26 protein-coding genes are annotated in these 21,879 nt (G+C 70.0%); 11 read left to right on the top strand and 15 right to left on the bottom strand.

All coding sequences use genetic code 11. The features are described from left to right. Positions 1-111: 111 nt before the first annotated feature. From nrdH to ACJJVL_RS11800, 6 genes are all read left to right on the top strand, one after another. Positions 112-339, top strand: coding sequence for a glutaredoxin-like protein NrdH (nrdH, locus tag ACJJVL_RS11825; RefSeq protein WP_405218876.1), 228 nt, complete (start codon positions 112-114; stop codon positions 337-339). A gap of 5 nt (positions 340-344) precedes the next feature. Then, a complete protein-coding gene (nrdI, locus tag ACJJVL_RS11820; RefSeq protein WP_405218874.1) occupies positions 345-770 on the top strand; it encodes a class Ib ribonucleoside-diphosphate reductase assembly flavoprotein NrdI in 426 nt (141 codons plus the stop codon). Beyond that, entirely contained in the window at positions 758-2,908 is a 2,151-nt protein-coding gene (gene nrdE / locus ACJJVL_RS11815; RefSeq protein WP_405218872.1) for a class 1b ribonucleoside-diphosphate reductase subunit alpha, read from the top strand. Before nrdI ends, nrdE begins: the two co-directional genes overlap by 13 nt. 40 nt (positions 2,909-2,948) lie before the next feature. After that, positions 2,949-4,061, top strand: coding sequence for a class 1b ribonucleoside-diphosphate reductase subunit beta (gene nrdF, locus ACJJVL_RS11810; RefSeq protein ID WP_405218870.1), 1,113 nt, complete (start codon positions 2,949-2,951; stop codon positions 4,059-4,061). Positions 4,062-4,165: 104 nt separating this feature from the next. Next, entirely contained in the window at positions 4,166-5,650 is a 1,485-nt protein-coding gene (locus ACJJVL_RS11805; RefSeq protein WP_405218868.1) for a DUF222 domain-containing protein, read from the top strand. Between the two features lie 142 nt (positions 5,651-5,792). After that, positions 5,793-6,731, top strand: a complete 939-nt coding sequence (locus ACJJVL_RS11800; RefSeq protein ID WP_405218867.1) for a hypothetical protein — start codon at positions 5,793-5,795, stop codon at positions 6,729-6,731. Between the two features lie 24 nt (positions 6,732-6,755). Here ACJJVL_RS11800 and ACJJVL_RS11795 read toward each other — a convergent pair whose 3' ends face one another. The 3 genes from ACJJVL_RS11795 to ACJJVL_RS11785 are packed head-to-tail and all read right to left on the bottom strand — an operon-like array spanning position 6,756 to position 8,717. Beyond that, a complete protein-coding gene (locus ACJJVL_RS11795; protein WP_405218866.1) occupies positions 6,756-7,970 on the bottom strand; it encodes a glutaminase in 1,215 nt (404 codons plus the stop codon). Between the two features lie 37 nt (positions 7,971-8,007). Continuing rightward, the gene (locus ACJJVL_RS11790) at positions 8,008-8,232 is read right to left on the bottom strand and encodes a helix-turn-helix domain-containing protein (protein ID WP_405218865.1); all 225 of its coding nucleotides are present in this window, start codon (positions 8,230-8,232) and stop codon (positions 8,008-8,010) included. Next, positions 8,232-8,717, bottom strand: coding sequence for a DUF2975 domain-containing protein (locus ACJJVL_RS11785; protein WP_405218864.1), 486 nt, complete (start codon positions 8,715-8,717; stop codon positions 8,232-8,234). Before ACJJVL_RS11785 ends, ACJJVL_RS11790 begins: the two co-directional genes overlap by 1 nt. Positions 8,718-8,849: 132 nt before the next feature. On the opposite strand from ACJJVL_RS11785, the gene ACJJVL_RS11780 reads away from it, so the two are divergent. The 3 genes from ACJJVL_RS11780 to ACJJVL_RS11770 are packed head-to-tail and all read left to right on the top strand — an operon-like array spanning position 8,850 to position 11,068. Then, positions 8,850-10,022, top strand: coding sequence for a DUF998 domain-containing protein (locus tag ACJJVL_RS11780; protein WP_405218863.1), 1,173 nt, complete (start codon positions 8,850-8,852; stop codon positions 10,020-10,022). Next, positions 10,019-10,240 carry a DUF5302 domain-containing protein gene (locus tag ACJJVL_RS11775; protein ID WP_405218862.1) on the top strand — a complete coding sequence of 74 codons (222 nt, stop codon included), beginning with the start codon at positions 10,019-10,021 and terminating at the stop codon, positions 10,238-10,240. The genes ACJJVL_RS11780 and ACJJVL_RS11775 overlap by 4 nt, the downstream gene beginning before the upstream one ends. A 3-nt stretch (positions 10,241-10,243) precedes the next feature. Beyond that, complete coding sequence (locus tag ACJJVL_RS11770; protein ID WP_405218861.1) at positions 10,244-11,068, top strand: SDR family oxidoreductase; 825 nt, start codon at positions 10,244-10,246, stop codon at positions 11,066-11,068. A gap of 32 nt (positions 11,069-11,100) precedes the next feature. On the opposite strand, the gene ACJJVL_RS11765 is transcribed toward ACJJVL_RS11770, so the two are convergent. Both ACJJVL_RS11765 and ACJJVL_RS11760 read right to left on the bottom strand, forming a co-directional pair. After that, positions 11,101-11,886 (bottom strand): SDR family NAD(P)-dependent oxidoreductase, encoded by a 786-nt coding sequence (locus ACJJVL_RS11765; protein WP_405218860.1) that lies wholly within the window; start codon positions 11,884-11,886, stop codon positions 11,101-11,103. Between the two features lie 2 nt (positions 11,887-11,888). Beyond that, a complete protein-coding gene (locus ACJJVL_RS11760) occupies positions 11,889-12,653 on the bottom strand; it encodes an MBL fold metallo-hydrolase (protein WP_405218859.1) in 765 nt (254 codons plus the stop codon). A gap of 126 nt (positions 12,654-12,779) precedes the next feature. On the opposite strand from ACJJVL_RS11760, the gene rmuC reads away from it, so the two are divergent. Beyond that, positions 12,780-14,228: a DNA recombination protein RmuC gene (rmuC, locus tag ACJJVL_RS11755; protein ID WP_405218858.1), complete on the top strand. Its 1,449-nt coding sequence runs from the start codon at positions 12,780-12,782 to the stop codon at positions 14,226-14,228. 4 nt (positions 14,229-14,232) lie between these two features. After that, entirely contained in the window at positions 14,233-14,910 is a 678-nt protein-coding gene (locus ACJJVL_RS11750; protein ID WP_405218857.1) for an NUDIX hydrolase, read from the top strand. An 18-nt stretch (positions 14,911-14,928) separates the two neighbouring features. On the opposite strand, the gene ACJJVL_RS11745 is transcribed toward ACJJVL_RS11750, so the two are convergent. The 10 genes from ACJJVL_RS11745 to ACJJVL_RS11700 form a co-directional block, all read right to left on the bottom strand. Next, the gene (locus ACJJVL_RS11745; protein ID WP_405218856.1) at positions 14,929-15,291 is read right to left on the bottom strand and encodes a type II toxin-antitoxin system PemK/MazF family toxin; all 363 of its coding nucleotides are present in this window, start codon (positions 15,289-15,291) and stop codon (positions 14,929-14,931) included. Then, positions 15,275-15,502 (bottom strand): hypothetical protein, encoded by a 228-nt coding sequence (locus ACJJVL_RS11740; RefSeq protein WP_405218855.1) that lies wholly within the window; start codon positions 15,500-15,502, stop codon positions 15,275-15,277. The genes ACJJVL_RS11745 and ACJJVL_RS11740 overlap by 17 nt, the downstream gene beginning before the upstream one ends. A gap of 148 nt (positions 15,503-15,650) precedes the next feature. Next, positions 15,651-16,481: a tryptophan-rich sensory protein gene (locus tag ACJJVL_RS11735; RefSeq protein WP_405218854.1), complete on the bottom strand. Its 831-nt coding sequence runs from the start codon at positions 16,479-16,481 to the stop codon at positions 15,651-15,653. 22 nt (positions 16,482-16,503) lie between these two features. Beyond that, a complete protein-coding gene (locus ACJJVL_RS11730) occupies positions 16,504-16,977 on the bottom strand; it encodes a pyrimidine dimer DNA glycosylase/endonuclease V (RefSeq protein ID WP_405218853.1) in 474 nt (157 codons plus the stop codon). After that, positions 16,974-18,458, bottom strand: coding sequence for an SDR family oxidoreductase (locus tag ACJJVL_RS11725; protein WP_405218852.1), 1,485 nt, complete (start codon positions 18,456-18,458; stop codon positions 16,974-16,976). Before ACJJVL_RS11725 ends, ACJJVL_RS11730 begins: the two co-directional genes overlap by 4 nt. Beyond that, positions 18,455-19,372, bottom strand: coding sequence for a prenyltransferase (locus tag ACJJVL_RS11720; RefSeq protein WP_405218851.1), 918 nt, complete (start codon positions 19,370-19,372; stop codon positions 18,455-18,457). Before ACJJVL_RS11720 ends, ACJJVL_RS11725 begins: the two co-directional genes overlap by 4 nt. Continuing rightward, positions 19,365-19,703: a lycopene cyclase domain-containing protein gene (locus tag ACJJVL_RS11715; RefSeq protein WP_405218850.1), complete on the bottom strand. Its 339-nt coding sequence runs from the start codon at positions 19,701-19,703 to the stop codon at positions 19,365-19,367. Before ACJJVL_RS11715 ends, ACJJVL_RS11720 begins: the two co-directional genes overlap by 8 nt. Beyond that, on the bottom strand, positions 19,700-20,029 hold the full coding sequence (locus ACJJVL_RS11710) for a lycopene cyclase domain-containing protein (RefSeq protein WP_405218849.1): 330 nt from the start codon (positions 20,027-20,029) through the stop codon (positions 19,700-19,702). The genes ACJJVL_RS11715 and ACJJVL_RS11710 overlap by 4 nt, the downstream gene beginning before the upstream one ends. Next, positions 20,026-21,597 (bottom strand): phytoene desaturase family protein, encoded by a 1,572-nt coding sequence (crtI, locus tag ACJJVL_RS11705; protein WP_405218848.1) that lies wholly within the window; start codon positions 21,595-21,597, stop codon positions 20,026-20,028. Before crtI ends, ACJJVL_RS11710 begins: the two co-directional genes overlap by 4 nt. Continuing rightward, positions 21,594-21,863 carry a hypothetical protein gene (locus ACJJVL_RS11700; protein ID WP_405218847.1) on the bottom strand — a complete coding sequence of 90 codons (270 nt, stop codon included), beginning with the start codon at positions 21,861-21,863 and terminating at the stop codon, positions 21,594-21,596. The genes crtI and ACJJVL_RS11700 overlap by 4 nt, the downstream gene beginning before the upstream one ends. Positions 21,864-21,879: the final 16 nt, after the last annotated feature.

Raw genomic sequence — 21,879 nt, 5'->3', positions numbered from 1 at the left:
ACACACCATGTTGTGTCCTTGCGCGCGGCCGAACACCACATATGGTGGGAGCCCGGCCCAGGCCGCGCACCACCTCCAGCACCGCAGACCCGTCCGAGAAAGCAGGTCGAGATGACCGTCACCGTCTACTCCAAGCCAGCGTGCGTGCAGTGCACGATGACGACCCGAGCGCTTGACGCGCAGGGCGTCGACTACGAGATCTTCGACGTCACCGCCGACGACAAGGCACTGCAGACCGTCCGGGATCTGGGCTACATGCAGGCCCCCGTCGTGATCGCCGACGAGGACCACTGGTCGGGCTTCCAGCCGGACCGCATCAAGGCGATCATCGCGGCCTGATCGGCATGCCCTCGGCAGTGCTGGAGGCCCCTGTGGTCGACCTGGTCTACTTCTCGAGCGTGTCGGGCAACACCGCCCGATTCGTCGAGAAGCTCGGCCGGCCGGCTGCGCGGATCCCGCTCTACCCGAAGGATCCGCCGCTCGAGCAGCGGGAGCCCTACGTGCTCATCGTGCCGACCTACGGCAGCGGCAACGGTGCTGGCGCCGTGCCGAAGCAGGTCATCCGGTTCCTCAACGACGAGCAGAACCGCAAGCACCTGCGAGGCGTGATCGCAGCGGGCAACACCAACTTCGGTGCGGGCTACGGGCTTGCCGGCGACATCATCGCCCGCAAGTGCGGCGTGCCGCACCTCTATCGATTCGAACTGTTCGGAACTGCAGACGACGTGCGCGTCGTGAATGAAGGATTGGAAGCACTATGGCAACGGTGACGCCCGAGATGACGACGGGCAAGACGGCAGCGATGGATTACCACTCGCTGAACGCGATGCTCAACCTGTATGGACCGAACGGCGAGATCCAGTTCGAGAAGGACCGTGAGGCTGCGAACCAGTACTTCCTGCAGCACGTCAACCAGAACACGGTCTTCTTCCACTCGCTGAAGGAGAAACTCGACTACCTGGTCGAGAACGAGTACTACGAGAAGGACGTGCTCGACCAGTACTCCTTCGAGTTCATCAAGTCGCTCATGAAGCGCGCCTACGCCTACAAGTTCCGCTTCCCGACCTTCCTCGGCGCGTTCAAGTACTACACCTCGTACACGCTGAAGACCTTCGACGGCAAGCGCTACCTGGAGCGCTACGAGGATCGCGTCGTCAACGTCGCGCTGGCGCTCGGCGCCGGCGATGAGACGCTCGCCGAGCAGATCGTCGACGAGGTCGTGAACGGCCGCTTCCAGCCGGCCACCCCGACCTTCCTCAACGCGGGCAAGAAGCAGCGCGGCGAGCTCGTCTCCTGCTTCCTGCTTCGCATCGAGGACAACATGGAGTCGATCGGTCGCTCCATCAACTCGGCGCTGCAGCTCTCGAAGCGCGGCGGCGGCGTGGCCTTCAACCTCACGAACATCCGCGAGTACGGTGCCCCGATCAAGCAGATCCAGAACCAGTCCTCCGGGGTCATCCCCGTCATGAAGCTCTTCGAAGACAGCTTCTCCTACGCGAACCAGCTGGGTGCCCGTCAGGGCGCGGGCGCGGTGTACCTGCAGGCGCACCACCCCGACATCCTGCGGTTCCTCGACACCAAGCGCGAGAACGCCGACGAGAAGATCCGCATCAAGACGCTCTCCCTGGGCGTCGTGGTGCCGGACATCACGTTCGAGCTGGCGAAGAAGGGCGAGGACATGTACCTCTTCTCGCCCTACGACGTCGAGCGCGTCTACGGCGTGCCCTTCAGCGACATCTCGGTGACCGAGAAGTACCACGAGATGGTCGACGACGCTCGCATCACGAAGACGAAGATCAACGCTCGCGAGTTCTTCCAGACGCTCGCAGAGATCCAGTTCGAGTCGGGCTACCCGTACGTCATGTTCGAGGACACCGTCAACCGGGCCAACCCGATCGACGGTCGCATCAACATGTCGAACCTCTGCAGCGAGATCCTCCAGGTCAACACCCCGTCGACCTACGACGACAACCTCGACTACGAGTCGGTCGGCAAGGACATCTCCTGCAACCTCGGCTCGATGAACATCGCGCTGTCGATGGACTCGCCCGACTTCGGCAAGACCGTCGAGACCGCGATCCGCACGCTCACCGCGGTCTCCGACCAGTCCAACATCGGCTCGGTGCCGTCGATCGCCCGCGGCAACGACATGAGCCACGCCATCGGCCTCGGCCAGATGAACCTGCACGGCTACCTCGGTCGCGAGCGCATCCACTACGGCTCCGAGGAGGGGCTCGACTTCACGAACATCTACTTCTACACGGTGCTCTTCCACGCCCTGCGGGCGTCGAACCTCATCGCGCGGGAGAAGGGCGAGACCTTCGACGGCTTCGAGCGATCGAAGTACGCCTCGGGCGAGTTCTTCGAGAAGTACATCCAGCAGGAGTGGAAGCCGGCGACCGCCCGCGTGCAGGAGCTCTTCGACACCGCTGAGGTGGCGATCCCGACGCAGGACGACTGGCGCGAGCTGCAGGCGCTCGTGCAGGAGCACGGCATCTACAACCAGAACCTGCAGGCGGTGCCGCCGACCGGCTCGATCTCGTACATCAACAACTCGACGTCGTCGATCCACCCGATCGCGTCGAAGATCGAGATCCGCAAGGAGGGCAAGCTCGGCCGCGTCTACTACCCGGCGCCGTTCATGACGAACGACAACCTCGAGTACTTCACGGACGCGTACGAGATCGGCCCCGACAAGATCATCGACACCTACGCCGCGGCAACGCAGCACGTCGACCAGGGCCTGTCGCTGACGCTGTTCTTCAAGGACACCGCCACGACGCGCGACATCAACAAGGCCCAGATCTCCGCATGGCGCAAGGGCATCAAGACCATCTACTACATCCGCCTCCGCCAGCTGGCGCTCGAGGGCACTGAGGTGGATGGTTGCGTATCGTGCATGCTTTGAGCATTTCTCGACTACCAGTATTGCGATGAAGGAACAGGACATGGACACCCAGGACACCGCAGCGAGCGCGTTCGAGGACATCGCGGACACCGTGGATGTCGACGCGCACGAGGTCATCGAGACCGAGCGCGTCGAGACGCAGGAGGCCTTCTCTGAGGGCGCCACCCAGACCGAGGCCCAGCAGCGCCAGCACAAGCACAACCACCTCGTGCAGGCGATCAACTGGAACCGCATCGAGGACGAGAAGGATCTCGAGGTCTGGAACCGCCTCGTGAACAACTTCTGGCTGCCCGAGAAGGTGCCGCTGTCGAACGACGTGCAGTCGTGGGGCACGCTCAACGAGGCCGAGAAGCTGCTCACCATGCGGGTCTTCACCGGCCTGACGCTGCTCGACACCATCCAGGGCACCGTCGGCGCCGTCTCGCTCATCCCCGACGCCATCACCCCGCACGAGGAGGCCGTCTACACGAACATCGCGTTCATGGAGTCGGTGCACGCGAAGTCGTACTCCTCGATCTTCTCGACGCTCGCGTCGACCAAGGAGATCGACGAGGCCTTCCGCTGGTCGCAGGAGAACCCCTACCTGCAGCGCAAGGCCGAGATCATCGTCGGCTACTACGAGGGCGATGACCCGCTGAAGCGCAAGATCGCCTCGACGCTGCTCGAGTCGTTCATGTTCTACTCGGGCTTCTACCTGCCGATGCACTGGTCGAGCCGCGCGAAGCTCACGAACACCGCCGACCTCATCCGCCTCATCATCCGCGACGAGGCCGTGCACGGCTACTACATCGGCTACAAGTTCCAGAAGGCGTACGAGAAGCTGCCGGCCGAAAAGCAGACGGAGATCAAGGACTACACGTACACGCTGCTCTACGAGCTGTACGAGAACGAGGCGAAGTACACCGCCGAGCTCTACGACCCGGTCGGGCTGACGGAGGATGTCAAGAAGTTCCTCCACTACAACGCCAACAAGGCGCTGATGAACCTCGGCTTCGACCCGCTGTTCCCGCAGACGGTCACGGATGTCTCGCCGTCGATCCTCTCGGCCCTGTCGCCGAACGCCGATGAGAACCACGACTTCTTCTCGGGCTCGGGCTCCTCCTACGTCATCGGCAAGGCCGAGGCCACCGAGGACGACGACTGGGACTTCTGAGTCACTGACACGCGGATGCGGCCGGTCACCTCTTGGGTGGCCGGCCGCATGCTCGTTCTCCACAGCCTCGACGCCGTGTCAGTGGCCCGTGGTTCGCTTCGCCCATGGACAGCTGGGGCATCGACGGCGAGGAGTACATCGCCGCGGTGCGCGCCGGAGCGCTCGACCCCTTCGGCCAGACGGCGTCGCAGCTCCAGGAGTCGCTCGACGACTTCGATCGCGAGTTCTCCGAGCGACTCATGGCCATGACCGATGCGGAGATCGAGGCAGCCGCCACGTCGGGAGCGCCGATCCCACCGCTGCCGCTCCCGCCGGAGTCCGCAGCCCTCGAGCGCTTCCGCCTCGACGACGAGTTCGTCGGCCGGCTGCGCGCACTCGAGACGCAGTCGGCGCGCATCGAGGGCGAACGACGAGCCCTCATGGCGGCGCACATGCAGCGCGCGATCGACCTGCCGGGCAAGACGAGCTCGAACGTCCAGGAGCTCGCGGCGATGGCCGGCGTCGCACTGGGGCTGACGACCCGCGGCATGGTCGGCCGCATCACCGACGCGTGGACGCTCGTGCATGAGCTGCCAGCCGCGCACCGAGCGGCGGCCGAGGGCCGAATCACCGTCTCGCACCTGCGCGTGATCGACAAGGAGACAAGGCCGCTGCGCCTCGACGCGGGCGTGCCTGCGACCGAGACGGCTCGGGTGATCGACGCACTCGTCGACATCGCCGAGCGCACCAGCTCGAGCCGCCTCGCTGCCCGAGCGAAGAAGATCGTCGACAAGGTGCTCACCGAGCCGCTGCAGGCGCGGCATGAGTGCGCGCGCGAGCGGCGCACGGTCGAGGTGTTCCCGGCCGGTGACGGGATGGCCGACCTCGTCGCTCGCATGCCGGCACTGGAGGCGGCCGCGATCCTCGATCGACTCACGCAGGCCGCCCGGAAGAAGCCGAAGGACAACCCGCGCACGTTCGACCAGTTCCGAGCCGACGCGCTGCAGGAGCTGCTGCTGGCGGGCGTCGTGCCGGAGGATCTGCATGGCGTCTCGCCGATCAAGGCGCAGGTCGCGATCACCATTCCCGCGACGGAGCTGCTGCACGACCCCGTCGAGCAGGATCCCGCGCTGCAAGCACTGCGGTTCCCGGCCGCCCTCGACGGCATGGTGCTCGTCGACCGCGACACCGCGCGGCGCATCGCCGCCGACACCACCACCTGGCAGCGGCTGTTCACCGACCCCGTCACCGGCGTGCCCGTGACCGTCGACTCCTACCGGCCGAGCAAGGCGCAGCAGCGCTGGCTCGCGGGCCGTGATGGCCGATGTCGGGGCCCGGGATGCAGCAGACCGGCACTCCGCGCCGACCTCGACCACACGAAGGACTTCGCGAAGGGCGGCACCACGAGCGTCGGCAACCTGGGCCACCTCTGCCGATCCGATCACATGCTGAAGCACGACACTCGATGGCGCGTCGAGCAGCTGCCGGGCGGCGTCATGCGCTGGACCTCGCCGATCGGACAGGTGATCGACGACGTGCCCGAACCGGCCGGGCCCACCTTCACCGAGGCGCCGCCGCCGCGAACCGACGTGCATCCCGCACCGTTCTGAGTCGATGCGCGCCCGCAGGGGCGGCCCCAAGATGCGGTCTGTCGGCTCGCGAGCAGCAGTGGCATGCTCGAACCGTCCCGACGCACGGGCCCACGGGGACCCGTGTGGATCGAGGCACCGACTCCCGACAGGAGTGGTCGCGATGCACACGAGCGACCCGTCAACCGACCGCACCGATGATGCCGAGATCGAACGGCTGCTCGCGTCGATGGGCCGCACCGCGTTCTTGCGTCGCGCAGTCATCCGATCGGCGGCGGGGCCGCCGGTCGACGAGCAGCTGCACGACGGGCGCACCGTGCCGCTGCATGTCGCCGAGCACCTGGACCGCTTCCGCGACCGTGTGAATCCGGCCCTCCGGCTCGACCTGCACGACATCCGCATGCACTCGGTCGTCGACGGGCTCGACCTGACGATCGGCGGGCTGCTGCAGCCCGAGCCGCCGCCCGAGCCGCGCGACCTGCTGCATGTCTACGGGCCGGACCGCGACACCACCGGCGAACGGCAGTACTACCGCTTCTCGTGGCTCGATCACAGCCAGTACGGCAGCGCGTTCACGACCTCCGGCCCGGCCATCATCCGCTCCGGTCGGCTGGCTGGCGCATGCGGCGTCTACTGGGGCCAGTGGGCGTACTCGCTCGGCGGTGCTGGCATGCTGTTCACCGCGGAGTTCGGACCATCGCGCGTGTTCGTGCGGCCGCACATCCCCTGGCTCGCGCTCACCTCGTTCAACCACGCCACGATCGGTGCGACCGTGCGCTGCTCGCTCGGCATCCTGGTGCAGAGCTGGAAGCCCGGTGCGGCAGACAGCGCCTTTCAGGAGCGCGACCACTGGGTGGACGTGGTCCTGCGATCGTCGGCCGAGGGCTACCTGTTCGATAGCGGCACGAGCGGCACCGCCGGTGTGAGCTCGGGCGTGACCTGCGAGTTCGTGGCCGTGCCGGGCCGGCGGTACGCGATCTATGTCTACGCGTGGCTGGAGGTCGACGGGGGACGCGTCGGCGGTGAGGGCCCGATCGGCTACAGCCGCATCGAGCTCGACGCCTCCGTGCCGTTCGTGGTCGTCGAGGAGGTGCTGCTGTGAGCCGGGCAGAGTGCCGGTCGGCCGTCAGTCGTCCAGCACCGTGTTGGGATCCTCCACGCGCACCTCGTGCCCGTCCAGCTTCAGCCGTCGCACGCCCTCGAGCAGCATCCGTCGGCCGACCCGGTTCGCCGAGCTGACGCGCGACAGATCGAGCACCACGGGTGCATCGTCCTCGGGCACCCCCTCCAGCTCGCGCAGCGCCACCTCGGCGGCTGCGAAGTGCATGGTGCCCTGCAGCTTCACCTCGCGGGTGCCGTCGCCCTGATCATCGGGCGCGACCACGTCGTAGAGCACGTGCGAGGCGACCTCAGGCACCTGCATCAGGTGCAGCCCCATGTCGTTCGAGAGTCGCTCGCACGCGCGCACCGCGCGCACGCTGTTGCCGAACGCGTCGAGCCGGGGCGAGAACGCACCGATGCCGATCTGGCCGGGCAGCGAGCCCAGCACGCCGCCGGAGACGCCGCTCTTCGCGGGGATGCCGACGCTGCTCATCCAGTCGCCCGCCGCGTCGTACATGCCGCACGTCGCCATCACGCTCAGCACCTGGCGGCACACCCACGGCGGCACCACCTGCTCGTCGGTGATGGGATTGCGGCCGCCTCCCGCGAGCGTCATCGCCATCACCGCGAGGTCGCGCACATCGACGATCAGCGAGCACTGGCGCGTGTAGCCGTCGACGGCATCGCGCGGGTCGTCCTCGAGCATGCCCTGCGCGCGCGCCATGTACGCGAGCGACATGTTGCGATCGGCCGTCTGCCGCTCCGACTCGAAGACCGCCTCATCGACCTCGAGCGTGCGTCCCGCGAAGCCCGAGAGACCCTGGACGATGCGCGCCATGCTCTGCTCCGGCGTCGCGTCCTCGGGGCCGGCGAGCCCGTGGGTCGTGATCGCGCCGATGTTGATCATTGGGTTGCGGGGCCTGCCGCTGTCCTCGAGCGAGATCTCGTTGAACGCGTCGCCGGACGGCTCGACCCCGACGTGCTCCAGCACCTTGTCGAGCCCTCGGTCCGCGAGCGCGAGCGCATAGACGAAGGGCTTCGACAGCGACTGGATCGTGAAGCGGTGCTCGTCGTCGCCGACGGAGTAGACGGTGCCATCGATCGTGCAGAGCGCGACCGCGAAGCGATCGGGATCGACGCGCGCGAGCTCGGGGATGTAGTCGGCGACGGCACCCTGGTCGCCTTCGGCGATGCACGTCTCGCGCACCTCTTCGAGATAGTCGTTGACGGGAGTGCGCATGCGCCGAGGCTAGCGCGGCGGCATCCCGATCAAGCCGTCAGGCCGAGGCGTCCGGCGCCTCGTCGACCCACTCGAGCACGTCACCCGGCTGGCACTCGAGTACCCGACAGATGGCGTCCAGGGTCGAGAAGCGCACTGCCTTCGCACGTCCGTTCTTCAGCACGGCGACGTTTGCGGGTGTCAGACCCACCTGTTCGGCGAAGTCGCCGACGCTCAGCTTGCGCTTCGCCAGTTCGACGTCGATGCGGACCACGATCGCCATCAGATCACCTCGTCGAGCTCGGCTCGATAGCCGGTCGCCTGGTGCAGCAGACCCCGCATCACGACCATGAGCAGCATCGGCAGCGACGCAAGCACCACCACGCCGAAGAGCAGCATCGGGACACCCGGGTCGCGGATTTCCGGGGTGAGGAGGATCACCCCGGTGACGACGAGCGCGAATCCGGCCAGCAGCGCCCAACCAGCGAACAACGACCACACCGTCACGTCGACCCAGCGCTTCGATGCTTCGCTGAACAGTCGATCGCGCGAGATGAGCGACAGCAGCCGCCAGACGCAGACGATCACCGCCAGCACGCTCAGCAGCACGAGCGAGAGCACGATCTGCACCGGCACTCGCACCGACGCATCCGGGGTGCCGTCGGAGAGCTCGCCGGGCAACGAGAAGGTCAGCAGCACCAGCAGCCAGACAGCGGCGAGAGAGAGCATGACTCGCAGCAGGAGAACGATGAGCGGAGAACGAAGCATATATCGACTATCGCGCAATCTCCATCGATGATCAATAGGCTGATGAGTGGAGCGCTGGCGTTCATCGTCGTGAAGCGGCCTGCTGAGGAACCCCGTGACGGTTCGAGCCGGAAGCATGGTTGCATCGACCGTGTGGGACACGACACCGCGGATCGCGAGACGCAGCCGGCGACCCGCAGGGAGTCGCAGGCGATCCTCGCCGCCTGGGCATCGTTCGGCGTCGGCGTGCTCTTCGGCCTGGTGGCGCTGGCGGGCGATCCGCGACCGATCACGGGCGAGGGGTCGGTCACGCAGCCCACCGCGGGCATCGCGGCGCTCGTCGCCGCCTGCGCATTCGTGCTCAGCACGCTGCTGCACCGCCGCGGAGAGACGGTGCCGATGCCGCCGTGGCAGCGCGCCGTGTCGCGCGCAGCGACGGTGGCGCTCACCGTGGCGTTCGCCGCCGTCGCCTACATGGGCGTCATCACGGGCGGCGAGATCCTGTCGCTCGGCCTGCAGGGGCTTGAGGCGCCTGCCATCGGCGGCGCGCTCCTCACCGGCATCGCGAGTGCGGCGAGCGGCTGGCTCTCCTACCAGGCCGGGGTGGAGCTGCGCACGCATGACCTGGCAACCCTGCTGTTCAGCTACCTCACGATCGGCACGCTCTTCGCGATGATCACGGCGGCGGATCCCCGCTGGTGGGAGCGGCACTTCTCCGAGCTCGGCACCGGCACCGGCGCGTGGGCGTTCAACGGCACGCTCATCGTGGCGGGCCTGCTGGTGGCGACGATCGGCGCCTATCTCGGCCGCGACCTGCATCGCTGGCTCGGCGACGGGGCGCTGCGCCGCATCGCCGCGGTGGTCGTGCTGTTCGCGCTCACGGGCGCGGCACTCGCGGGTGTCGGGTTTTTCCCGGTCAGCGGCGACCGCCTTGTGCACAGCATCGCGGCCTTCGGAACCCTCGGGCTGTTCGGCGCCAGCGCGGTGGCCGTCCTGATCGTCATGCCCGGTCCCCCGCGCGCCATGCTGCTCACCACCGTCGGCGCCGGCATCGGGGTGGTTGCCGCGCTGCTGCTCTGGCGCCCGTTCGCGCTCATCAGCATCGCTGGCCTCGAGGTCATCGTGGTCGGCATCATCTTCGTGTGGCTCACCACGCTCGTGCGCACGGTCGCCGCGGGGGCCCCACAGGCATCCCTGCCCTCCGGCAGACCGAGGCTGCGCGGTGACCGGCGAGCGCCGGCCGCGACCCGTTGGGCGGAAGCGGTTCCACCGAAGGGTGGGTCGGGGTCGACATCCGGCGACGGAGACGGCAAGGTTGACGCATGACGAGTCACGATGCCGAGCCGGATGCGCCCCAGACCCCTCCGGACACCCCCGAGGGCAGCGAGACGCAGGAGGACGCGCAGCGACGCAAGTTCCGCGAGGCGCTCGAGAAGAAGAAGCTCGGACACCACGGGCAGGGCATGAGCCCGACCAGCGGCGTCCAGGGTGCCCACAGCGGGCCCGCCGTGCAGAAGCGCGTCCACCGCCGGAAGAGCGGCTGAGCCGTGGCTCGCACCGCAATCGTCACGGGCGCCGCATCCGGCATCGGCAGGGCCACGAAGACGCTGCTCGAGGAGCGGGGCTACCGCACCGTCGGTGTCGACCTCGCCGGCAGCGACATCGACGGGGATCTCTCGACCCCGGACGGCCGCACCGCTGCCGCGCACGCCGCACTCGACGCCGCGGGAGGGTCCGTCGATGTCGTCGTCGCGTGCGCTGGCATCTCCGCTCCGATCGCGAAGACCCTGTCGATCAACTACTTCGGGGTGACGGAGTTCCTCGAGGCGCTGCGACCCGCACTGGCGGAGTCGAGCGCGCCTCGCGTCGCCATCACCTCCTCGTTCTCGTCGCTGCAGCCGACGATCCCCGAGCTCGTCGATGCGCTGCTCGCGGGAGACGAGGAGCAGGCGCTGCAGATCGGCGGAGCCGCCGCGGCGCAGGGCCCGCAGGCCGGCTTCGTCAACTACAGCGGCTCGAAGCGCGCCATCTCGCGCTGGATCCGTCGCGTCGCCCCCACTGCTGACTGGGCGGGAGCCGGCATCGCCGTGAACGCCGTCGGTCCGGGCGTCGTCGTGACTCCCATGACCGCTGAGCTCATCCGTGACAACAAGGACATGCTCGACGCGCAGCTGCCCATGCCGCTGAACGGGCACGCGAGCGCCGAGACGGTCGCGGGCGTGCTCGCCTGGCTCGTCAGCGAGGAGAACTCGCACGTCACCGGGCAGACCATCTACGTCGACGGTGGTGCCGAAGCGCTGCTGCGCGGCGACGACATCTACAGCGCGCTGCCGGACATCGGCGGCGAGGCGCCGGCGGACGCCCCCGCCTGACGCGAGCGCGTCCGCCGGGCGGGGCGGGCCGGTCAGCCCTTGCCCAGGATCCCGTCGCCGCCCTCGACGTTCAGCAGCGTGCCGGTGATGTAGCTCGCCTGCGATGAGCACAGCCACACGGCCGCGTCGGCCTGCTCGTCGGCCTCGGCCATGCGACGCATCGGGATCGTCGCGACCACCGCGTCGTACGCGTCCGGCGACGACTCCTTCCAGGTCCGCAGCGCGGTGGTGACGGTCGCGCCCGGGCAGATCGCGTTGACCCGGATCCCCTTCGCCGCGTACTCCACCGCCGCGGTCTGCGTCATCCCGTTGACGGCCCACTTCGAGGCGTTGTACGGGGACAGGCCCGGGCTGCCGCTCTTGCCCGCCATCGAGGAGGTGTTGACGATGGCCCCGTGACCCTGCGACTCCATCTGCCGAAGCTCGTGCTTCATGAACACCATGGTGCCGAAGACGTTGACCGAGAACATCCGCTCCCAGGCCGCTCGATCCTGGTCGGCGAACGGCGCATTCGCGGCACCGATCCCGGCGTTGTTGTGCGCGAAGTCCAACGAGCCCCAGAGCTCGACGACCCGTGCGACCATCGCCTCGGCGACCTCCTCCGAGGAGGCATCGCCGATCATGCTCTCGACCTCGCCGCCGGCCTCCCGGATCAGCCGGGCGGTCTCATCCAGTCCCTCCGCCGAGATGTCGGAGATCAGCACGCGAGCTCCCGCCCGGGCGAAGGCGAGCGCGCTCGCCCGACCGATGCCGTCGCCGGCGGCCGTCACCAACCCGTTCTTCCCGGCAAGTCCCAGCATCGCAGCATCGTCCGTCATGATCACTCCTTCTCGCCCGAGGGCAGTGTGTCGGTGTTGGTATCGGTCGCCAGGTAGGCGAGCTGCGCCGCCATCGACGCCTCCGCGGCGAAGCGGATCTGGTCGTCGACATCCGGATACACGCGGCCCGTGACGGCGGCGACATCCGCGTCGCCTGCGTTCATGCCGAGGTCACGGAGTGCTGCGCGCACCTCCGCGAGCCGCGCCGTGCGGTGCTCCCGGTACTCGCGGGCCGCTTCGGCGATCGACGACCTCGGTTCGCCATGGCCCGGCAGCACCTCGAGGTCGCCCAGCGCCTCCAGCTTGTCGAGGCTCGCGAAGAATGCGCCGACCGCGCCGTCGGGATGCATGATCACCGTCGAGCCGCGGCCGAGCACCGTGTCGCCCGTCAGCACCGCCTGGTCGGGCACGACGAAGCAGACGGAATCCGAGGTGTGACCGGGGGTGGCCAGCACCTGCAGCTCGACGTCGTCCACCGGGATCCACTCGCCATCGACGAGGGGCTCGCCACCGAAGCACTGCTCGGGGTCGAGTGCTCGGAGCTCAGCGCCGACCGAGCGGGCAAGCTCTGCCGCCGCCTCGGTGTGATCCTCGTGCCGGTGCGTGACGAGCACCAGCCGAGGCTGGAGCGCCACCAGCCGCTCGATGTGCTCCGGGTCCGCGGGGCCCGGATCGACGACGACCTGACCGCCGATCACATAGGTGTTGGTGCCGTCAAGCGTCATGAGGCCTGGGTTGGGCGCGAGGATGCGCTGGATCTCGACCATGCCCCGACCCTACGCGTCGCGCCCGGTGCGCGCTCACGCGGCCGGATGCCTTCGGGCCCGCGGCTGCGGATCGCAGCGCGCGTGGGATGCGAGCGCACGTGGGTGGGCCGTGGTGTGGTGGGGGGCATGGACCCGCTGATCGTCATCACCGCCCTCGCAGCCGTGCTGCTCGCCGGCGCGCTCGGTGCCTGGCTGGGCATGCGAGTCGGCGCCGCGCGAGCGAGCGGCGAGCTGCACGCTGCCCGCGGGCGGCTCGACGTCGTCGAGCAGGAGCGCGAGCGCGAGCGCGCCATCGCCGAGCGCGAGCGCGACGCGGCAGGGCGCCGCCACGCCGCGCAGCTCGAGGAGGTGCGCGCGGAGGCGCGGGACCGCCTCGCCGAGGAGCGCGAGCGCGGCCGCGCTGCGATCGCAGAGCTGCAGGCGGATGCGCAGCGGCGTGCCGACGAGTTCGCGAAGCTCTCGAGCGCCGCCCTCGAGCGCAACTCCGCCGTGTTCCTCGAGCAGGCCGAGGAGCGGCTGCGCCGCTCCACCACCGAGGGCGCCGCAGAGCTCGCCAAGCGCGAGGCCGCCGTCAAGCAGCTCGTGGAGCCGCTGTCGAAGTCGCTCGAGACCGTGCGCGGTGAGGTGTCGGCCGCCGAGAAGGCGCGAGCCGAGGCCAACGCGGCCCTCACCGAGCAGCTGCACGCGATGCGCTCCTCCTCCGAGCAGCTCTCGCTCGAGACGCGGCAGCTCGTGAACGCGCTGCGCGCGCCGCAGGTGCGCGGACGCTGGGGCGAGCTGCAGCTGCGTCGCGTGGTGGAGGCCGCCGGGATGCTCGAGCACGTCGACTTCACCGAGCAGGCGCACCACGCGACCGACGACGGCGCACTGCGGCCCGACCTGCTCGTGCACCTGGCCGGCGACAAGCAGATCGTCGTCGACGCGAAGGTTGCGTTCAACGGTTACCTGGAGGCGATGGAGGCGCGCGACGACGCCACGCGCGACAAGCGGCTCGACGCCCACGCGCGGCACCTCCGCGACCACATCGACCAGCTGGGCGCGAAATCGTACTGGGAGGCGGTGCCGGGCACGCCCGAGTTCGTCGTCATGTTCGTGCCTGCGGAGCCGTTCCTCAACGCAGCGCTCGAGCGCGATCCGACGCTCTTCGAGCGCGCCTTCGCGCGCAACGTGGTGCTGGCGACCCCCGCGACGCTCGTCGCGCTGCTGCGCACCGTCGGCTACACCTGGCGGCAGGAGCAGCTCGCCGGCGAGGCGATGCGTGTGCTGGAGGTGGGCCGCGAGCTGCACAAGCGGCTCGGCACGATGGGCACGCACCTGACGACGCTCGGCACGCGCCTGAACAAGACCGTCGAGGCATACAACGCCTTCAACGCATCGCTCGACCGCAACGTCGTCACGCAGGCGCGGCGCTTCTCGAGCCTGCAGGGGCTCGAACCGACGCTCGATCATGCGCCCGCGCTCGAGGTGCTCGCGGTGCCGGCGCAGAAGCCCGACCTGCACGCCGTCGCTGACGCGCCGATCCCCGCCTCGACGGGCGAGGCATCCGAGCACCTGGACGATGCGGCGATAGCGTGAGCGCGTGACCGACATTCGCACCGCCGCGACGCTCGTGCTCCTGCGCGACGGCCCCGGCGCCATCGAAGTGCTGCTGCTGCAGCGCCCTGATCGCGGCGCCTTCGCCGGTGGCTGGGTCTTCCCCGGCGGCAAGGTCGAGCCTGTCGACACCGCACCCGACGACGCGGTCAGCGCCGATCTCGGAGCCGCGGCCACCGAGGCATCCGCGCGCAACGCTGCGGTCCGCGAGACCGCCGAGGAGACCGGCCTCGTGGTCGCACCGGAGGCGCTCGTGCCGCTGTCGCACTGGTCGCCTCCCGCGCAGCTCGACACGAAGTTCCTCACCTGGTTCTTCGTTGCGGAAGCCCCCGACGGCGAGATCGTGCCGCAGCCGAGCGAGGTCGACGCGCACGAGTGGATCCGGCCTGCGGATGCGCTCAAGCGCCACGGCGCCGGAGACCTGCGGCTCTTCCCGCCCACGTGGATCACGCTCGACACGCTCATGGCGTTCCCGACGGCCGAGGCTGCACTGCACGCCGTGCGCGAGCACGAGCTTCGCGTGTACGAGACGAAGCAGGACGCGCAGCGGGGGCTGGCGCTCTGGCACGGCGATGAGCACTACGACGGCTCCCCCGATACCGAGGAGGGTCCGCGCCACCGCCTGCACGTCGGTGCGCTGCCCTGGCGGTTCGAGCACCGCTGACACGGCCGCGCCGCCGACTCAGTGACTGCGCGGCGCGAACGCAGGCAGGTCGAGGAAGTCGCCCAGCCAGCGCCTCACCTCCGCCAGCTCACCCCTGGATGCTCGCCCAGCCACTCCGACCAGCCTGCTTCGCGCGACCGTCCGCGGCTGCTCGGTCATCGCGAACGACGGGCGGTCGAGGGACGCGAGCGCAACGTGGTTCGGCCATCCGCGGTCGACGGACGTCACGGGCACGACGATCGCAAGCGCATCGACGACCTTGAGGAAGCCGCGGCTCGACACGATGAGCACAGGACGCCGGCCGGCCCGCTCGCGACCGACCGAGGGATCGAGCTCGGTCCAGCAGACGAGCCCCGGGTGCAGCTCAGGAGAGCTCGGCATCGAGCCACTCGTCGCGCTCGCGACAGTAGTCGTCGAGCTTCGCCCCAACGGTCGCTTCGACCGCGCTGTGCAGCTGATCGAAGCGCGATTCGCGATCCGCAAGATCGAGCAGCCGCTCGACATGCGCGCCCAGCGGCTCGCCATACGCCGCAGCGTGCGCCTTGAGCCGGTCGCGCGTCGCCACCGGAACCTTGATGGTGGTGACGGTCATACCATGAGTATACTGCTGGCTGAACGAGACGGCGGGAAGCGTGTCCCGCGGCGACGCGCCACTGCCTGCCCGGTCGTCACGGAGCGGAACCATACCCGGCGAGAGGCCCGACTGCAGGCCCTCGAGCACGAGCGCGGACGGCAGATCCTCAGGACGTGGGCGCTGGCGACCGAGACTCGTCCGTGATGGCCGCGGCCTGCGCCGGCACGCGACGGAGGCGCGCGATCACCGTCGCGGCCCCGATCACGACGCACACCATCGCCGCAGCGAGTGCGACCGTGGCGGATGCGGGCTGATCGTAGAGGCGGCCGATGCCGATCCACGAGAGACCCCAGAGGATCGCGAGCGTCGGTGCAATCGTGCCGCGACCGCGCAGCGTGATGGCGACACCCACCACCGCGACCGCCGCGAGCACCAGGATCGCGAGCGGCTCGAAGGGCTCGGGGCGCCAACCGGCTGCAGCGAGTGCCGCCGCGATGTTCGCGACCGTGGCGACCGACACCCAGCCGAGGTAGAGACCGAACGTGCCGTCGACGAGCAGCGACTCGACGATCGACTGCGGCTTGGCGCGGCGCAGCAGCGCGAAGATCGCGGCCAGCACACCCAGCAGCAGCACGATCACCACGACGGTGAGCGGCAGCAGGCCCGCCTGCGCGCACAGGATCCAGGTGGCGTTCAGCACCAGCGACGCGGTCGCCAGCCAGCTGATGGAGCGCTGCCTGGGATCGTGGCGCTGCTTCGGCAGCACCTGCCAGATGGCGTAGGCGGCCAGACCGAGGTAGATCACGCTCCAGATCGAGAACGCGGTCGACGCCGGCGCCAGCGGCGTGGCATCGGCGGAGAGCGCTCCGCTGGAGGACGCCTGCACCTCCTGCCCGCCGAACGCTCCGGAGCCGAGCGCCGCCGCCGCGAGCGTCACCGGGAGCGCGATGAGCACGACCCATGGGCGGATGCGCTCGGCGGTGGATGGTGTGGTCACTTGGGAAGCGGTCATGGTGTTGCTACCTCTCTGCCGGAGTGCGATGGTCGGACGGAACGATCGGGTCGGGGCGCTCCCAGTCGGCAACGGGCCCTGGCTCGACGGTGAAGAGCGGATGCGGGAGCGGCTCGGCGGGCAGCTGCACCTCGGGGCTGCGCACGACCAGCTTGCGGCGCAGGTGCGCGAGCTCGAAGGCGAGCTGCCCCTCGCTCACCGGGATTCGCGGCGCCGCCGGGTCGCCCGCGAGCGGTGCGCGGTCGATGCGCGCGCGGTCGAAGCGGTAGCCGCGCGCGTCGGCCTCCGCTGCGACCGCAGCCAGGTAGGCACCGATGCTCGCGATCGGCTCGGGCTGGCACTGGAAGCGCTGCAGCTGCGGATGCCGGGTGTAGCCGCGGGTGCGGCCAGCCAGCACCGCCTGGGCGAGCAGGCCCTCCCGCCAGCAGGCGACGAGCCCCTGCCGATCCAGCGCGGCGGGATGCAGCGACCAGAGCCTCATTCCGCCGCCTTCGCCTCCGCGGCAGCCACGATGCGCGCCGCCATCACCTCGAAGATCACCTGATGGGCCGGGACGAGCGACCACCAGTACAGCCGACCGGCGAGCCCGCTGGGGAGGAAGATCGCACGCTGGCTGTAGCGCGTGCGCTCGCCACCGCCGTTCTGGATCGGCTCCACCCGGAACTCGATCCACGCGCGACCGGGAACCTTCATCTCGGCGCGCAGTCGCAGCAGCCTGCCCCGCTCGATGCGCTCGACGCGCCACCAGTCGACCGTGTCGCCCTCGCGCAGCACCGCCGGGTCACGGCGCCCGCGTCGCAGGCCCACGCCGCCGACGAGCCGGTCGGCGATGCCGCGCAGGCTCCACAGCAGCGGCACCGAGTACCAGCCGTGGTCGCCGCCGATGGCCTCGACCACCTCCCACACCGCCTCCGGCGGAGCGCTCGTGGTGCGCTCGCGCGCATCCTCGTAGACGGTCGAGCCCGACCACGCGGGATCGCTCGGCAGCGGATCCGACGGTGCGCCCGCAGCCGAGGCAGAGCGCCAGCTCGACTCGATGTCGCCCGCCTGCTCGCGTGCCAGCGCGAGCCGCACCGCCTCGCGGTAGCTCATCAGGCCACCCGCGGGCGGCGGGATCACCTCGTCGATGCGGTGCTCCTCGACGACGCAGTCGTGCAGCAGCGAGCCGATCAGCGGAATCGCGATCGCGCGCGGCACCGGCGTCACCAGGTTGACCCACTGCGACGCGAGCCAGGGCGTCAGCACCGGCAGCGGCGCGATCGGTCGCTGCGGCAGCCCGGCCTCCACCGCGTAGCCGTTCATCACCTGGCCGTAGCGCAGCACATCCGGCCCACCGATGTCGAACGCGCCGTGCACCTCATCCGGCACCGTGGCGGCCTCGACGAGGTAGTGCAGCACGTCGCGCACGGCGATCGGCTGCACGAAGTTGCGCACCCAGCGCGGCGCAGGCATGTAGGGCAGCACCTCGGTGAGATGACGGATCATCTCGAAGGATGCGGAGCCCGAGCCGATCACGATGCCCGCCTCGAACGCGATCGTCGGCACCCCGGAAGCGAGCAGCGCATCCCCCACCGCGACGCGCGAGGCCAGGTGCTTCGAGAGCTCCTCGCCCTCGGGGTGCAGTCCCGAGAGGTAGACGATCCGCTGCACGCCCGCGGCCTTGGCCGCCGTCGCGACGTGCTGCGCCTGGACGAGCTCGGCGCGCGCGAAGTCACCGCCGCCCGCCATCGCGTGCACGAGGTGGAAGACCACGTCGACACCGGCGACCGCGCGATGCACGTCGTCCTGCACCTCCAGGTCGCCGCGCACGATCTCCACCGAGTCCGCCCACGATGCGCCGCGCAGCCTGCCGGGGTCGCGCGCCAGCACCCGCACCTCGTGGCCGGCGTCGACGAGCCGCGGCGCGAGCCGCCCCCCGACGTAGCCGGTCGCACCCGTCACGAGGATCCGTCTGCCGTTCATCGCACTCCCATCGCCCACGCAATGCTCACCATCGTGACCACGAAGCCGCTCACGTAGTTCACCCACAGGAAGCGCCGCCACCCGCGATTCGCCGCTGCGCTCTCCTCGTCGGTCACGCGCCAGAAGGGCGCGGCCAGCACGATGTAGGGCACGGCGATGATCGCGGCGATCCACGCGGGCCACGGCGTCAGCAGCATCAGCCCGCCGGCCATCGCCCACAGGCCGATGGCAAGCCGCACAGTGCCCCGAGCGCCGAGCGCGGTCGCGATCGAGTGGATGCCGCCCTGGCGATCGGGCTGCACGTCCTGCACCGCGCCGAACGCGTGGCTCGCCATGCCCCAGCAGAAGAAGGCGGCCAGCAGCAGGGCGAGCTGCGGCGTCCACTCGGCACCCGCGAGCACGAGCCCGTAGACGGCGGGGCTCACGAAGTGGGTGCTCGAGGTGATCGAGTCGAGCACCGGCACCTCCTTGAAGCGCAGCCCCTTGGCCGAGTACGCGACGACCGCGAACAGGCTCACGGCCAGCACCGCCCACGACGCGGGCGAGCCGAGCAGCACGAGCGCAACGACGAACGGCAGCGCGAGGCCCATCGACCACGCGAGCGTTGCCCGATGCGTCTCGGGTGGCAGCAGCGCACCCTCGATGCCGCCCTTGCGGGGGTTCTGCGCGTCGGATGCGTAGTCGAAGACGTCGTTGATGCCGTACATCGCCAGGTTGTACGGCACCAGGAAGAACAGCGTGCCGATCACGAGGCGCGCGTCGATGACGCCCGTGGTCAGCAGCATGGCCGCCGCGAAGGGGAACGCGGTGTTGATCCAGCTGACCGGTCGCGACGCGAGCAGCATGCGGCGCGCGAGCGAGACCGGGCGGACGCGGTCGGCGCCGGTCTCGGTGCGCTGCGGCAGGTCAGGCATCCGCATCCGTCTTCCCCGCCGTCGCCGCTGCCGCATCCGCCCGCGAGCGGCCCAGCAGTCGCCAGATGGCGGTGACCGTGAACACTGCGATGAGCGCGTACCCGAGGTCCTCGACCGGCGCGAGCCCGAGCCGCAGCCCGAGCAGCTGCGCCTCGTCGAAGCGGAACAGATCCGTGGCGATCATGAGCGAGTCGAAGGCGACGGTGAGCACGAGCACCACGGCCGCGGCGACCGCGAGCGCAGCCCAGCCGCGACGGTCGCGGCGCAATGCGATGAGCGCGAGCGCGGCAGTGGCGAGCAGCGGCGCGGCCAGCAGCAGGGCGTAGCTCATGCGCGACGCTCCCGTCTGGCGACCAGCACGCGCTCGGCCCCGCTGAACGCGACGAGCGAGACGTAGGCGAGGAAGACGATGAAGACGAGCTCCTCGATCGGCAGGTGCGGCAGCACCTCCACGCCCGTCATCCATGGCGAGGCGCCCAGGCGGAAGTTGCCGGTCGCTATCCCCGCCATGTCGATCAGCAGCAGCACGACGGCGGTCGCCCCGACAGCCGCGAGCGCGCGGCCGGCGTCGTGGAAGATGGCCAGCCGCCAGCGCGCATCCATCGCACCGGTGCCCAGCGCCGCCAGCAGCAGCGCACCGAGGTAGGCGAACATCATGACGGCACTGCCGGGTCGAGCGGCTGCAGCGGGCCGGTCGAGCGATCGCCGCGCACGTGCTTCACGACCAGCTCCGCAGAGAGCAGGCACATCGGCACGCCGATGCCGGGCACGGTCGTCGCCCCGGCGAGCAGCAGGTCGCGCACATCCGCGTGCTTGGTCGAGCCGCGCAGCATGGCGCTCTGCCGCAGCGTGTGCGCGGGACCGAGCGCGGTGCCGCGCCAGGAGCCGAAGTCGCTCGCGAAGTCGGCCGGGCCGATGGTGCGACGGGTGACCACGCGGCTCGCGAAGTCGTCGATGCCCATCCATTCGCCGATCTGCGCGATCGCCCGGTCGGCGATCAGCTCGACGTCGGGGTCGCCTGCGCCGTCGATCCCGCCGGCGCCGAGCCGGGTGTCGGGGCGAACGGGCACCAGCACGAACAGCGCCTCCTGCCCATCGGGCGCGACCGACGGGTCGGTGGCAGAGGTGCGGCTGACGTAGAGCGACGCGGGATCCGTGACGCCGTCGATCGCCCGCTCCGGCTGCTCGCCGAAGATGCGGTCGAAGCCGGTCTGCCAGTCCTTCGCGAACAGCAGCGTGTGATGGGTGAGCTCGGGCAGCGCGCCCTCGACCCCGAGCATCACGAGCACCGCCGACGGTCCGGCGACGCGCTTCGCCCAGCGACGCCCGCCGCGGCGCGCGAGGTCCGGCACGCCGGCGAGCAGCCGCGTGTCGGTCGCGTGGCCGTCGACCGCCGAGACCACGATGTCCGCGTCGATGCGCTCGCCGTCCTCGAGCTCGACGCCGTGCGCGACGCCGTCATCGACGAGGATGCGCCGCACGCCCGCGCCGGTGCGGAGCGTCGCGCCGGCCTCCGCGGAGAGCCGCGCGAGCGCGTCGACGATCGCCGTGAAGCCGCCCATCGGGTACCAGACGCCCTCCACGAGATCGAAGTGGCTCATGAGGTGGTACATCGAGGGCGCGGATCGCGGCTCCGTGCCGAGGAAGACCGCCGGGTAGCCGAGCACCTGCCGCAGACGGGGGTCGCGCACGACGCGCGCGACCCGCGACTCGAGCGACTCCAGCAGCAGCCGCGTGAGCGTCGGCAGGCGACGCGTGAGCCCGAGGCCGAGGAACGATCCGACCGAGTCGAAGCGGTTCGAGAGCAGCCCGCCGGTCGCGAGCGTCGCCGTCTCGGTGGCGGAGTCGAGGTAGCGGCGCAGGCGCTCGCCCGCGCCCGCCTCGATGGCCTCGAAGCGCGCGATCGTGACCTCGACGTCACCGGAGACCTCGAAGGGCTCCCGCTCGCCCTCGAACACGACGCGGTAGGCGGGATCCAGCCGCTCAATGGTGAGCTCGCGCTCGAGCGTCGACCCGAGCATCCGGAAGGCGTGCTCGTAGGGCTCTCTCATGAGCATCCATGACGGCCCGGTGTCGAACGTGAAGCCGTCCGCCTGCCAGACGCCCGCGCGGCCGCCCAGCTCCTGCCTGCGCTCGAGCAGCGTCACATCGTGCCCGTCGCGTGCGAGCAGACCGGCGGATGTGATGCCGGCGACGCCGCCGCCGATGACCACGATGCGGCTCATTGGGCACGCTCCATCTCCAGAGACCGAATCGGGGTCGCTCGCACGACTCCGGCACCGAGTGCGGCACGGGAGACGATGCCCGCCTTCTCCAGCTTCGGCACGCTGATGCGACGGTGCGGCAGCTCGGCGGCCGGTGTGGCGCGGATGCGGCGGGCGAGGGCCGCGAAGATGTCGTGCGCGGCGACCACGGCGGGGCGCGCCTCGCGCGGCAGCAGCGCGACGGTCGCCCGCGCGATGCGCAGGTCGCCGTCGAGGCCGTCGAGCACGCGACCGATCGCGGCG

Origin of the sequence: Agrococcus sp. Ld7 (genome assembly GCF_045064095.1) — a bacterium.
GTDB lineage: Bacteria > Actinomycetota > Actinomycetes > Actinomycetales > Microbacteriaceae > Agrococcus.
The sequence above is the reverse complement of the archived record's forward strand: the minus strand, read 5'-3'. Positions and strand labels throughout refer to the sequence as shown.